Consider the following 13529-nt stretch of genomic DNA (forward strand, 5'->3'; position numbering starts at 1 on the left):
CCTTTTTAGGGGCGAGGGTTGCCATTCCCGCGCAAATATGGATTCGATAATAGATCGAACAACAAAATTATCTATAATTCAAACCAGCCAGGGAAGCCGCCATGACCGACATCGCCTTTTCGCCCTCCAAGCCCTCCTTCAGCCCGTTGCGCCTGCAAACCCGCTCGTATGCCTGGCAAGCCGCGGCCATCGTCATCGGCACGCTGTCCATTGCGCTCGCCTCCTACATGGAAGTGCCGATGCTGCCGGTTCCAATGAACATGCAGACCTTTGCGGTGACGCTGGTGGGCGCGCTCTACGGCTGGCGGCTCGGCGCGATCACCATCGCCGCATGGCTCGTCGAGGGCGCTGTGGGTTTGCCGGTGCTGTCGGGCGGAGCTGCCGGCATCCAGCATTTTGCCGGGCCGACCGCCGGTTATCTCTTCGCCTTCCCGCTCGTCGGCGCGCTTGTCGGCTGGCTGGCCGAGCGCGGCTGGAACGGCAACCGCGTGCTGCTCGCCTTCGCCGGCATGGTCCTCGGCAACCTCGCCTGCCTGGTTCTCGGAACGGCCTGGCTCGCCGTCATGATCGGCCTCGAACAGGCCATCGCCTTCGGTTTCCTGCCGTTCCTCGTCGGCGGCCTGCTGAAATCGGCGCTCGGCGCCGCGACGCTCAAGCTGTTTTCCGGTAAGGCGGACCCGGCAGGAGCATGATCCCGAAAAATGAGTCCGGTTTTCGGAAGAGATCATGCTCAAACAAAAAGATGGAGCCCCATCCCGATACCATCGGGATGGAACAGGCTCCGCTGGCGCGTCCTGACCGATGACCGTCCGGCTGCGCTCCCACCATCTGCTTTGCCTGCTGACCTATATCGGCGAAGGGTACAGCGCAGCCTTCATCGCCAATTATGACGTGATCGCGAAACGTCTGGGCCGGGGCGAGGATATTCTGATCGTCTCCGGCCCCGACGACATCTGTCGGCCGCTGCTCGGCGAGGCCGAGCCCCACTGCTTGCGCGAAAGCGCCGCAGGCCGCGACGAGCTGGCAGCACGCGATGTCGGCAAGCTGCTGGCCCGGCCGATCCGGGCCGGCGTCCGCTTCAGCCTCGACGCGGCAACGCTTGCCGCCTTGCGCGCGGCCTTTTCAGCCGGCGTGACGCGTGAGGCCTGCCAGGGTTGCGAGTGGGCCAGCCTGTGCAGCACCGTCGCGGCAGGCGGATATCGCGATGTCAGGCTGTAGCTCCCAACCCCGATCTGCTATTGTCGGAACCGACAGTGTCTGCGTCGCCATGGTTTGTTAATCGGGTGACCCGATTGTGAATTCGGCCCGGATTGCAGCCTGACCCCAAAAAGGCCATGCTTTGTCAGGAAACATCGAGTCTATGGCTTCTCCGCGCCGACGCGGGATGGCGCTTGGCTGAAAGGGATACGATGCGGCAAGGACGTGCGCGCTGGCTCGCGGGGCTGGCAATTGTGGCAGGGATGGCGATTTCTCCGCTGCCTGCCTACGCCAAGGAATCGACCGACCCGGTCAAGATCACCTCCTTCTCGGGCGCCTATCTCGCCGCCCGCATCGCCGAAGGCGACAACGACCTCGACAATGCCATCGCTTATTACAAGCAGGCGCTCGCCTTCAATCCCGGCGACACCTCGCTGCAGCAAAGCCTGATGCTGTCGCTGATCGCGCAAGGCCGCTTCGAGGAATCGCTGGTCTATGCCGACAAGCTCAAGGCAGTTCCCGACGTCGAGCGCTTCTCGCGTCTGGCTCTGGCGGTCGATTCCTTCCACAAGAAGGATTTCACCAAGGCGCAGTACTGGCTCAAGCTGTCGCTCGAATCCGATCTCGACCGGCTGATTTCCGGCGTCATGTCCGGCTGGGCACAAGAGGGCGCCGGCGACCCCACCGGGGCGATGGCCTCGATCGACAAACTGCAGGGGCCTGACTGGTTCGGCCTGTTCAAGTCCTTCCACCGCGCGCTGATCGCCGATGCCGCAGGCCTGTCGGACAAGGCCGACGCGCTTTATGACGCGACCCTGACCGACGTCACGGCCGGCGGTGCCGCGCCCGAGACATGGATGCGCAACGCCCAGGCCTACGCGTCTTTCCTGGCGCGCAAGGGCAACAAGAACAAGGCGCTCTACGTGCTCGACAAGGCCGAGGCGTTCGCGCCCGGCAAGCTCGACATCCAGGCGCTTCGCGACAGGATCAGCAAGGGCGACAAGATCGAGCCCTTCGTCGCCAGTCCCTCCGAAGGCGCCGCTGAAATCCTGCTCGACCTCGCCATCGCGCTCAATCGCGGCGGCGGCGAGCCGTTCGTGCGCCTCTATCTGCAATATGCGCTCGCGCTCAAGCCCGACAGCGACGCCGCTTTGGTGCAGCTTGCCGCCGTTGCGGAGCAGTTGAAGGACGGCGAAGGCGCCATTGCCCTCTATAGCCGCATTCCAGCCTCTTCGCCTCTGAAAGAGCTTTCCGACCTGCAGCTCGGCCTCAACCTTGCCGATCTCAACCGTCACGACGAGGCGATCGCCCATCTGAAGGCATTCGTCGAAGCTCACCCCGATGACATGCGCGCCTATCTGGCGCTCGGCGGGGTCTATGCCTCGAAGGAGGATTTCCGCTCCGCCGCCACTCTCTATGACAAGGCGGTCGCGGTGCTGAAGACGCCGACCAATGCCAACTGGAACATCTACTATCAGCGCGGCATCGCCTATGAGCGGCTGAAGGAATGGCCCAAGGCCGAACCGAACTTCCTCAAGGCGCTGGAACTGTTCCCCGACCAGCCGCAGGTGCTGAACTATCTCGGCTATTCCTGGGTCGACATGAACATGAACCTCAAGGAAGGCCTGGCGATGATCCAAAAGGCCGTCGACCTCAGGCCGAGCGACGGCTACATCGTCGATTCGCTGGGCTGGGCCTATTTCCGCATGGGCCGGTTCGACGACGCCGTGCGCGAAATGGAGCGCGCCGTGTCGCTCAAGCCGGAAGATCCGGTGCTCAACGACCATCTCGGCGATGCCTATTGGCGCGTCGGCCGCAAGCTCGAAGCCACTTTCCAGTGGAATCAGGCGCGGGACCTGAAGCCGGATCCCGATGTGCTTGCCATTTTGCAGCAGAAGCTGATGAAGGGCCTGCCGCCGATCGAATCCAACACGGCGCAGGAAACCCCGAAGGTCAAGCCGGCCACCCCGCCAGCGCCGAAGGGGTGATCGGGCCATACTTCTGATGAAACGGGGCTCGCTGAGCCCCGTTTTTTCGGCTTGGCGTCTTAGAGCAATTCCAGGAAAGTGTGCGCGGTTTTCCGTTCGGAATTGCGACAGAAACAAAGAGATAGAGACGCCCTATCGCGATCGTCATTCTATGGCGGAGCAAGGAGCGAAGCGACGCGACCCAGACCCAGCGTTGGCGCTCATTCTAGAACAGCTTTCGGTAGACGACGAACCCCGAGAGATCGCCGATCTTGTCGTAGAGCTTCATCGCCGTGTGGTTGGTTTCGTGTGTCAGCCAGTAGACGCGGCTGGAGCCTGCGGTTTGCGCCCTGGTATAGACGTCTTCGATCAGTGCCCGGCCGACGCCCTTGCCGCGCGACGCCTCATTGGTGAAGAGATCCTGCAGATAGCAGTTCGGCGAAATCGCCGTCGTGGTGCGGTGGTAGAGATAGTGGACAAGGCCGAGAAGCTTGCCTTCGCTCTCGGCGACCAGCGCATGCATCGGCTCATAGGCATCGAAGAAGCGCGACCATGTCATTGCAGTGATGTCACCGGGCAAGGCGGTCTCGCCCGAGCGGCCGTAAAACGCATTGTAGCCGTCCCACAGCGGCAGCCATTGCTCGTAATCCTCTCGGGTGACGGGGCGTACGGTGAACTGGCCTTGCATGGCTGAACCTTTGTCGTTGAAGCTGGGCGAGCAAACGGCCACCGGCACCGTCCGGCAATGGGCCAGTCCGAAGCAAAGCGTTCAACCTCTCATCAAGGCGGCGATAGGCGCTGCCTTGACGCCTACCGGCCCGGCAACTAGGGAATGGCATCATTTCAGCGCTTTCCGAGGCCGCCGTGACGTCAGACAGTCCAGCCCATATGCATCCCAGCCGCTCGTTCCAGGGGCTGATCCTGACCCTGCACAATTACTGGGCCGCCTATGGCTGCGTCATCCTGCAGCCTTACGACATGGAAGTCGGCGCCGGCACCTTCCATCCGGCCACCACGCTGCGCGCGCTCGGGCCCAAGGGCTGGAACGCCGCCTACGTCCAGCCCTCGCGCCGGCCCAAGGACGGCCGCTACGGCGAAAACCCCAACCGGCTGCAGCATTATTACCAGTACCAGGTGATCCTGAAGCCCAACCCGCCGAACCTGCAGGAACTCTATCTCGGCTCGCTCAAGGCGATCGGCGTCGATCCGTTGCTGCACGACATTCGCTTCGTCGAGGACGACTGGGCAAGCCCGACGCTTGGCGCCTGGGGGCTCGGCTGGGAGTGCTGGTGCGACGGCATGGAAGTGTCGCAGTTCACTTATTTCCAGCAGGTCTGCGGCATCGAATGCGCGCCGGTGGCGGGAGAACTGACCTACGGCCTGGAGCGGCTGGCCATGTATGTGCAGGGCGTCGACAATGTCTACGACCTCAACTTCAATGGCCGAGAAGGCGCCGAAAAAGTCACCTATGGCGAGGTCTTCCTGCAGGCCGAGCAGGAATATTCCAGGCACAATTTCGAATATGCCAACACCGCCATGCTGCTCAGGCATTTCGAGGACGCCGAAGCCGAATGCAAGGCGCTGCTCGCGGCCGGCGCCCCGGCCTTGAACGACAATCTGCCGATGCACCGCATGGTCTTCCCGGCCTATGACCAGTGCATCAAGGCCAGCCACGTCTTCAACCTGCTCGATGCGCGCGGCGTGATTTCGGTGACCGAGCGGCAGAGCTACATCCTGCGGGTGCGCAATCTGGCGAAAGCCTGCGGCGAGGCATTTTTGCAGACCCAGGCCGGCGGGCTCGCCGCCTGAGGCTCACTTCATCATTTCGAGGGAAATGTTGATTGGGGCCAACATCGGGCCAGTCGACCCCGCCATGGTCCGCATAGCCTGCCGTACGCCCGGCATTGAGAAGGCGCCATGCACTTGCGCGGCGAAACAGGCGCTGAGCGCGATGATCTGGAGGAGTCTCGATGCCGTTTTCATGGTCGTTCAGCCAATAAGTTCCCTGCCTGAGCGTTGGTCGCTTCAGCGCTGCGTTTGGTTCATGGAAATCTTTGATCCAAGGACGGGCGGGCTGGTTGCGGCCCGACAGCGCCTTGAAAATTTTAGAAAATCGGCCCGGGCCGACGATCGGCAAGCGCAGAGGGTGACAGCGGCCAGCCGAGTTGCTATGCCCCGCCGACCATTGTCGCGCGAGCCTAACCATGCCGGATCTTTTGCTAGAACTTCGCTCCGAGGAAATTCCCGCCCGCATGCAGCGCAAGGCGGCGGGCGATCTCAGGAAGATGCTGACCGACGGTCTGGTCGAGGCGGGTCTGACCTATGACGCCGCGCGCGAATACTGGACGCCGCGGCGCCTGGCGCTCGATGTCAGGGGCCTGACCGCACGCTCGAAGGATATCCACGAGGAGATCAAGGGGCCGTCGACGACGGCGCCGGAACAGGCGGTGCAGGGTTTTCTGCGCAAGGCAGGCCTTGCCTCGGTTGCCGAGGCGCATGTCCATTCCGATCCGAAGAAGGGAGATTTCTACGTCGCCCATATTTCGAAGCCGGGCAGGGCGGCGGAAGAAATCATCGCCGAACTGGTGCCGGCCATCATTCGCGGCTTCCCCTGGCCGACATCGATGCGCTGGGGGCCGGCTTCAGCCAAGCCCGGTTCGCTGCGCTGGGTGCGGCCGCTGCAGACGATTCTGTGCACCTTCGGCCCGGAGACCGAGGAGCCGGTGGTGGTCGATTTCGAGATCGATGGCATCCGCTCGGGCAATATCACCTACGGCCATCGTTTCATGGCGCCGGGGGAAATCACCGTGCGCCGCTTCGACGATTACGTGACCAAGCTGGAAGCGGCCAAGGTCGTGCTCGATGGCGACCGCCGCAAGGAGATCATCCTTGCCGACGCCCGCAACCTCGCCTTCGCCAACGGGCTCGATCTGGTCGAGGACGAAGGGTTGTTGGAAGAAGTGTCGGGCCTGGTCGAATGGCCGGTGGTGCTGATGGGCGAATACGAGCAGGCCTTTCTCGCCATTCCGCCCGAGGTGGTCCGGCTGACCATCCGTGCCAACCAGAAATGCTTTGTCACCCGTCCGCAAGGCGACGGCGAAAACCTTTCCAACCGCTTCATCCTCACCGCCAACATCGAGGCGAAAGACGGCGGCAAGGAGATCGCGCACGGCAACGGCAAGGTGGTGCGCGCCCGCCTGTCGGATGCGCTGTATTTCTGGAAGACCGACCAGGGCGATCTGCCCGATCTGGGAGAGCTCGAGGCATCGGCGAAAAAGTTCGGCCTCGATCTGAAAAAGCCGCTCGACCAGCGCATGGCCCGCCTCGACCATCTCAATGTCACCTTTCACACCAAGCTCGGCACGCAAGGCGATCGGGTGGAGCGGATCAAGCGGCTGGCGCAGGAGCTGGCGCCAACAGTGGCGCAGTCGATCTCCCCCCTTGAGGGGGAGATGGCCGGCAGGCCAGAGGGGGTCGCTTCGGCTGCCGCGACGCCGTCCGGTCTCTCGAAGAAAGAGGGAGTTGGCGCTCCACGCGAGACGACCCCCTCTGTCGCCTTCGGCGACATCTCCCCCTCAAGGGGGGAGATTACCGCGCTCGCGGCCCGCGCCGCGGTGCTGGCCAAGGCTGATCTCACCACCGAAGTGGTCGGCGAGTTTCCGGAACTGCAGGGCGCCATGGGCCGCAAATACGCGCTGCTGCAAGCCGAGCATCCGTCCGTGGCTGCGGCGATCGAGGAACACTACAAACCGCAAGGTCCGTCGGATAGCGTGCCGACCAATCCGGTGTCGATTGCCGTCGCGCTGGCCGACAAAATCGATACGCTGGTCGGCTTCTGGGCAATAGATGAAAAGCCGACGGGATCAAAAGACCCCTATGCGCTGCGCCGGGCGGCGTTGGGCGTGGTTAGAATATTGATTGAGAATCGTATCCGTTTGGCGCTGACACCCATCTTTGGGAGCGCTTACGAGTGGGCGAACTATCTCGATAAGAATGCTGCTTCAACGCTGGAAGTGAGGGCGGAGCAGATTTATCGCTCCGACCTACTCGCCTTCTTCCACGATCGCCTGAAGGTCTATCTCCGCGACCAGGGCGCCCGCCATGATCTCATCGACGCGGTCATCACTCCGCAGTCGGACGACCTCCTGCAGATCGTCCGCCGCGTCGAAGCGTTGGGCTCCTTCCTCGACACCGAGGACGGCAAGAACCTGCTCGCCGGCGCCAAGCGCGCGGCCAACATTCTGGCTGCCGAGGAGAAGAAGAAAACGCGCGTCGCCGCGACTGTTGAGCCGGCGCTGTTTCGCGAGGAGGCCGAGAAATCGCTGTTTGCGGCGGTGAATCAGGCGGAGAGAGAAGCCGGCGAAGCGATTCAAAACGAAGACTTTTCCGCCGCCATGCTGGCGCTTAGCGCGTTGCGTGAACCGGTTGATTCATTCTTTGAACGCGTTCTCGTGAATGATGAGGACCAGGCCGTGCGCGCCAACCGTCTGGCATTGCTCGCCCGCATCCGCACGGCCACCGACCAGGTGGCTGATTTCTCCAGAATAGCTGGCTAAGCGACGGACAAGCCCGAAGACGGGCGGCGTTCATACGCCGCCCGTCTTGTTTTCAGTCCTCCCGAGGCTGACTCCGTCAGTCCTCCAAAATGCTGACATGCACGCTGTCTGAATAGACGTCGACCTGGATCAGCGGCTCGCCATTGACGATGGCGTTCCGTGTCGAGGAGCTCATCGCGCCACCGCGCTTCAGCATGCGTTCCAGATACGCGCGATCATCGTTGCTGCGGAACCAGTCATCGCCCTGGTCGTCGGCATCGCGCCGGTGGAACTTGTGCCAGTTGGCACGGTCCTGCCGCACCATCTGTGCTGCGCTGCTCAGCTCATAGCCGTCGCTGGCATGGTGGTCGCGATCGGAAATGCGCGCGACGTAGGACCCTAGCTCGTCACCGGCCTGCGCGCCGCCGACAGCTATAGGTGACGCCAGCAACAGGCCGGCAACAGTCAAAGATTTCGTCATGTTCATGATAACCCCTCGCTCTCCTAGAACCCGACGCGCTCATGCCAAACCCGATTGGCGAAATTGGGGCCGCCGCCGCCAAGCCGATCGTGCGCCGGGGCGTCGATCGGCGTCAAGCGGCATGGATCGGCCGACTGTCTTGGCCGACTGTCTTGGCTGAATGGCCTACTCGGCTTTGCCGACGCCCTCGATCGGCTGCTGCGGTGTTGCTGCCGGCTGCGGCGCTGCCGGTTGCGACTCGGGCTTACCGTTCGATGCCGTTGCAGTTCCGGCTGGTGCGGTCTCTGCCGTCGGCTCAGTTGCCGGCGCCGCGGCGCTCGCCCTGGCCGGAGCCGGCGCGGCGAAGGCGCCGCCGACGATGCCGCCGCGAATGATCATCGGGTCCTGCCTAGGCTCTTCGGGGATCGCCGCGACCTTTTCATAAGTCACATCGGGCTGGGCATCGCCGAGCGCGACGATCGATGGCGACGAGGCGATCCTGACCGGTTCGGATCCGCCAACCTTGATGACCGATGGCGTCGAGGTCGAGACGCCGAGAAAGACGATCGACGAGGCGTGCGCCCCACCGGTCATCGCCGCCAGGGTGAAACCAAGCGCTCCAAGCACACGCATCGACATCGAAACCGTCCCCTTGCCCAACAAGCTGCCAGCCCTAACCCAAGTAGCCTAACCCCAGTGGATTGATGCCGGCTTGCAGGGAAACATAGCATTTTAGGCATTGACAATTCGCCAACGCCGGCTTGCCCGAAAACCACTGCCGTATTAGAGCAATTCCAGGAAAAGTGAGTAGCGGTTTTCCGTCCGGAATTGCGCAAAAACAAATACTTAGAGCGTTTCAGCGAACCGCTGAACCGCTCTAACGCATGTCGCTCAAAAGTGGCCCCGGTTTTGAGAGAACGACATGCATCAAAACAAAGACCTAAAGCGCGTCGCATGAATCCGGTTCAGCGCGACGCGCTTTAGGTCCGGTGCCTGTGAGGTGAAGCGAGTGGCTGAGATACTATCCGTCGGCGAAGCGATGGAGCAGGCGTTGGCGCTGCTTGAGGGCGGCGACGTCGTCGCCATCCCGACGGAGACCGTCTATGGACTGGCCAGCGACGCGACCAATGGCGTCGGCGTCGCCCGCATCTTCGAAGCCAAGGGCCGGCCGCGCTTCAACCCGCTGATCGCCCATGTCGCCGATCTCGCGATGGCCGAGCGCATTGCGATCTTCGACCCGCTTTCGAAGCGGCTGGCCGAGGCGTTCTGGCCGGGGCCGCTGACGCTGGTGCTGCCGCTCCGACCCGGCAACGGCATCCATCCGCTGGTCACCGCCGGGCTCGATACGATCGCGCTGCGCATGCCGAGGGGGTTCGGCGGCGAGCTGATCGCCAGGCTCGGCCGGCCGCTGGCCGCGCCCAGCGCGAACTCTTCGGGCAAGATAAGCGCCACGACGGCGCAAGCCGTGGCGGCCGATCTCGGCGCCAAAATCCAGCTGGTGGTCGATGGCGGCGCCACCCCGGTCGGGCTGGAATCGACCATCGTCAAGGTCGAAGGCAACAGCGTGCGGCTGCTGAGGCCGGGCGGCATCGCCGCCGCCGATATTGAGGCCGTCATCGGCATGAAATTGCAGCGCGGCGCAACAGCCGGCATCGAGGCCCCGGGCATGCTGGCATCGCATTACGCGCCGGGCGCCGCAGTGCGGCTCAATGCGCAAAGCGTGGGCGCGGGCGAGGCCTTGCTGGCCTTTGGTGGCGACCGCGCCGAAGGCTGGCAAGCGGCGGCCGCCTTGCGCAACCTGTCCGCATCGGGCGATTTGCGCGAAGCCGCAAGCAATCTGTTCGCGTATCTGCAGGAACTCGACCGCAGCGGCGCGGCGACGATCGCCGTCGAGCCGATCCCGTTCGATGGGCTCGGCGAGGCGATCAACGATCGGCTGTTTCGTGCCGCTGCCCCACGTGACAAGCTCGACTGAGCGCCATAGTTTGCGCCGATGAACGACTCCCCCTTCGATCTCGACCCCACCCTCATCGACCGCTTCGCGGCAATCGCCGGCGACAAATACGCGCTGCGCGACCAGGCCGATATTGCGCCGTATCTTACCGAGCGGCGCGGTCTGTGGCACGGCAGGACCGCCTTGGTGCTGCGTCCCGGCAGCGTCGACGAGGTGAGCCGTATCATGCGCCTGGCGAGCGAGACGGGAACGCCGGTCGTGCCGCAAAGCGGCAACACCGGGCTGGTCGGCGCCCAGGTGCCTGACGCATCCGGCCGCGAGATCGTGCTTTCTTTGTCGCGGCTGAACCGCATTCGCGAGATCGACGTCTTCTCCAACACGGTAACAGTCGAGGCCGGCGTCATCCTGCAGACGCTGCAGGAAGCCGCCGACGCCGCCGACCGGCTGTTTCCGTTGTCGCTTGCCGCGCAAGGGTCCTGCCAGATCGGCGGCAATCTCTCGTCCAATGCCGGCGGCACCGGCGTGCTTGCCTATGGCAATGCGCGCGAACTCTGCCTTGGTGTCGAAGTCGTGCTGCCGACCGGCGAGGTGTTCGACGATCTGCGCAAACTGAAGAAGGACAACACCGGCTACGATCTGAAGAACCTGTTCGTCGGCGCCGAAGGCACGCTCGGCATCATCACCGCCGCGGTGCTGAAACTGTTTCCCAAGCCCAAGGGGCGCGAAGTCGCCTTTGCCGGCCTGTCGTCGCCGGAAGCAGCGCTTTCGCTGTTCAGCCTGGCGATGGACCGGGCCGGGGCGGCACTCACCGCCTTCGAGCTGATCGGCCAGCGTCCTTATGATTTCACGCTGCGCCACGCGCAGGGCGTCATCCGGCCGCTCGCCGAGGACTGGCCCTGGTATGTGCTGATGCAGATATCATCCGGCCGTTCGGCCGAGGACGCCAGGGGGCTGATCGAGGAGGTGCTGTCGGAAGGCCTCCAGAAAGGCATCGTCGGCGACGCGGTGATCGCGGCCAGCCTGGCGCAGGGCGACGCGTTCTGGAACTTCCGCGAGGTGCTGCCGGATTCGCAAAAGCCCGAAGGCGCTTCGATCAAGCATGATATTTCGGTGCCGGTGGCATCCATCCCGGCGTTTATCGAAAAGGCGGCCGGTGCAGTGGCTTCGGTCAGTCCGCAGGCGCGCGTCGTCTGCTTCGGTCATATGGGCGATGGCAATCTCCACTACAACATCTCCCGGCCGGAGGGCGGTGACGATGAAGCGTTTCTCGGCCTCTACCACGCCATGAACCATGCCGTGCACGATGTTGTGCGCTCCTTCCAGGGTTCGATCTCGGCCGAGCATGGCATCGGCCAGTTGAAGCGCGACGAGCTGATCGCCACCGCGCCGCCCATGGCGATCGAGCTGATGCGCCGGGTGAAGGCGGCCTTCGACCCGGCCGGCATCATGAATCCCGGTAAGGTTATCTGATCCTTTCAACATTTTGTGGCTGGTCTCATTCCGATAACCATCGCCTGAGATCAGCAAAATTTAACTGACTTTCTTAAGCCGGGCGGCAGAAGCTCGCGCTAATGTTTCACACAACGAGGCCGGGAAAACTGGCCCGGTGGGATCCGTGAAAGCGGCTCTCAGGAGAAACACAGGAAGGCAGCAGATGAACAGTGTATTGAAGCCCGTCTGGGCCGGGCGCAACATGCGCCTCGACCCATTCCGCCTGCCGCAAGTGGTGAGCTATGCCACGCGCGACGACTATGGCGACGTTACCTTCACCATCGACCAGCGCGGCGCCGTCATCCGCCGCACGCTCGAGATGAGCGGCGTGCCGGCGATCATCGCGCTGCCCGCCAACGCGTTTCGCGGCGTCGCCGCCCGCGCGATGGAGGATGCGCAAGGCAATGTCACGGTAACCCTCGAACTCCTGCACAACGACCCGATGCTGTCGGTGCCGCTGCTGGTGGCCGACGATCTCGACGACGTCGCCGCCGACTGGCGCGCCTGGGCCGATGCTTACCGGCTGCAGATGCTGCTGATCGAATCCGACGGCATTGCCCGCACGCTGGAGGAATCGCTCGGCGCCGCCATCAAGGCGCTGCCGGCCAAGGATCGCCGCAAGGGCCGGGTCTCGACCACGCGCCGCCCGCGATTCCTCGCCCGCCGCAGGGCCGGCAATCTCGGGCTGAGGCTGGTGATCGATGGCCAGGAGATTATTTCGAGAGAATAGAGCGCTCTTCTCCTTCCCCCCTTGTGGGGGAAGGTGGATTGCCGCGAAGCGGCAAGACGGATGAGGGGTGTTCCAGGGAACGCCAACGCCTCACTCCGCTGGAGCACCCCTCATCCGTCTCGGCGCTGCGCGTCGATCCACCTTCTCCCACAAGGGGAGAAGGAAGAGGGAGCCTACACCAGCGGCTTTAGCGCCACCCACAGCGCACCGCCGATCAGGCCGATGAAGATCAGCCAGCCGACCTGGTTGTTCGAGTGGAATAGCTTCAGGCACTGCTTCGGATCGTCGATATCCAGAACCGCTATCTGCCGCGCCATATGGGCGCCGGCCGCGATCAGCCCGGCCAGCGCCACCACCGGCGCCTGCGCCGAGGCGAAGGCGATGGCGAAGCAGACCAGAGTGCCGCCATAAAGCCCGACCAGCCAGGTCTTGGTGTTGTCGCCGAACAGCCGCGCCGTCGAGCGCACGCCGACGATGGCGTCGTCTTCCTTGTCCTGATGCGCGTAGATGGTGTCGTAGCCGATCACCCACAGGATCGAGCCGATATAGAGCATGATGGCCGGGCCATCGAGATCGCCGAACTCGACCGCCCAGCCCATCAGCGCACCCCAGGAGAAGGCGAGCCCGAGCACCAATTGCGGCCAGTTGGTGAAGCGCTTCATGAAGGGATAGACGGCAACGATGACCAGCGAGGCGATGCCGAGCGGAATGGCGAAGTCGTTGAACTGCAACAGCACGACCAGCCCCAGCAGCGCCTGGATGACCAGGAATATCCAGGCCTGGCGGCGCGTCACCTTGCCGGCCGGCAGCGGCCGCGAACGGGTGCGCTCGACCTTGTTGTCGATGTCCTGGTCGACAATGTCGTTATAGGTGCAGCCGGCGCCGCGCATGGCGACGGCGCCGACGAAGAACAGGAACAGGAACCATGGCGACGGGAGCAATGTGAGCAGCGGGTCGCTTGCGCGCGGATAGGCGCTGGCCGCAAGCGCTGCCGACCACCAGCAGGGCCACAGCAGCAATTGCCAGCCGATCGGCCGGTCCCAGCGGGCAAGCTGCGCGTAAGGCCACAGCCAGCGCGGCAATATCTTGTAGACCCAATGCCCGCTCGGCGCGTCGGCGACGCGGCCCTGTGCGGCTTTCGACTGGATGGTTTCCATCGTGCTGGAGTGGCAGCAGCGGCGTGCGCCGTCAAGCG

The 13529-nt window shown here is 63.7% G+C and carries 12 protein-coding genes; 8 read left to right on the top strand and 4 right to left on the bottom strand.

The features are described from left to right. The first annotated feature begins 101 nt into the window (after window positions 1–101). The 3 genes from ACYG9Z_RS20990 to ACYG9Z_RS21000 all read left to right on the top strand — a co-directional run bounded on the left by ACYG9Z_RS20990 (window position 102) and on the right by ACYG9Z_RS21000 (window position 3185). Complete coding sequence (locus tag ACYG9Z_RS20990) at window positions 102–692, top strand: biotin transporter BioY (RefSeq protein ID WP_023752600.1); 591 nt, start codon at window positions 102–104, stop codon at window positions 690–692. A gap of 109 nt (window positions 693–801) precedes the next feature. Next, window positions 802–1218 (top strand): DUF1284 domain-containing protein, encoded by a 417-nt coding sequence (locus ACYG9Z_RS20995; RefSeq protein WP_023752601.1) that lies wholly within the window; start codon window positions 802–804, stop codon window positions 1216–1218. 191 nt (window positions 1219–1409) lie between these two features. Next, entirely contained in the window at window positions 1410–3185 is a 1776-nt protein-coding gene (locus ACYG9Z_RS21000) for a tetratricopeptide repeat protein (RefSeq protein WP_023709651.1), read from the top strand. 205 nt (window positions 3186–3390) lie between these two features. On the opposite strand, the gene ACYG9Z_RS21005 is transcribed toward ACYG9Z_RS21000, so the two are convergent. Next, window positions 3391–3852 carry a GNAT family N-acetyltransferase gene (locus ACYG9Z_RS21005; RefSeq protein WP_023687114.1) on the bottom strand — a complete coding sequence of 154 codons (462 nt, stop codon included), beginning with the start codon at window positions 3850–3852 and terminating at the stop codon, window positions 3391–3393. Window positions 3853–4028: 176 nt separating this feature from the next. Between ACYG9Z_RS21005 and ACYG9Z_RS21010 the strand changes: the two genes are divergently transcribed. Together ACYG9Z_RS21010 and glyS are read left to right on the top strand one after the other, a co-directional pair. Then, a complete protein-coding gene (locus tag ACYG9Z_RS21010) occupies window positions 4029–4973 on the top strand; it encodes a glycine--tRNA ligase subunit alpha (RefSeq protein WP_023752602.1) in 945 nt (314 codons plus the stop codon). Window positions 4974–5368: 395 nt separating this feature from the next. After that, window positions 5369–7720, top strand: coding sequence for a glycine--tRNA ligase subunit beta (gene glyS / locus ACYG9Z_RS21015; protein WP_023752603.1), 2352 nt, complete (start codon window positions 5369–5371; stop codon window positions 7718–7720). Between the two features lie 76 nt (window positions 7721–7796). Here the strand turns inward: glyS and ACYG9Z_RS21020 are convergent, their stop codons facing one another. Beyond that, entirely contained in the window at window positions 7797–8186 is a 390-nt protein-coding gene (locus ACYG9Z_RS21020; RefSeq protein ID WP_023738472.1) for a hypothetical protein, read from the bottom strand. 159 nt (window positions 8187–8345) lie between these two features. Beyond that, window positions 8346–8798, bottom strand: a complete 453-nt coding sequence (locus tag ACYG9Z_RS21025) for a hypothetical protein (RefSeq protein WP_023752604.1) — start codon at window positions 8796–8798, stop codon at window positions 8346–8348. Window positions 8799–9168: 370 nt separating this feature from the next. Here ACYG9Z_RS21025 and ACYG9Z_RS21030 point away from each other — a divergent pair, with 370 nt between their 5' ends. From ACYG9Z_RS21030 to ACYG9Z_RS21040, 3 genes are all read left to right on the top strand, one after another. Continuing rightward, window positions 9169–10134 carry an L-threonylcarbamoyladenylate synthase gene (locus tag ACYG9Z_RS21030; RefSeq protein WP_023752605.1) on the top strand — a complete coding sequence of 322 codons (966 nt, stop codon included), beginning with the start codon at window positions 9169–9171 and terminating at the stop codon, window positions 10132–10134. Window positions 10135–10152: 18 nt separating this feature from the next. Next, window positions 10153–11583: an FAD-binding oxidoreductase gene (locus ACYG9Z_RS21035; protein WP_023752606.1), complete on the top strand. Its 1431-nt coding sequence runs from the start codon at window positions 10153–10155 to the stop codon at window positions 11581–11583. Between the two features lie 184 nt (window positions 11584–11767). Further along, on the top strand, window positions 11768–12334 hold the full coding sequence (locus ACYG9Z_RS21040; protein WP_023668457.1) for a DUF6101 family protein: 567 nt from the start codon (window positions 11768–11770) through the stop codon (window positions 12332–12334). 173 nt (window positions 12335–12507) lie between these two features. Here ACYG9Z_RS21040 and ubiA read toward each other — a convergent pair whose 3' ends face one another. Continuing rightward, window positions 12508–13491, bottom strand: a complete 984-nt coding sequence (ubiA, locus tag ACYG9Z_RS21045; protein WP_023752607.1) for a 4-hydroxybenzoate octaprenyltransferase — start codon at window positions 13489–13491, stop codon at window positions 12508–12510. Between the last annotated feature and the right edge of the window lie 38 nt (window positions 13492–13529).

The organism is Mesorhizobium sp. RSR380A, assembly GCF_054719385.1.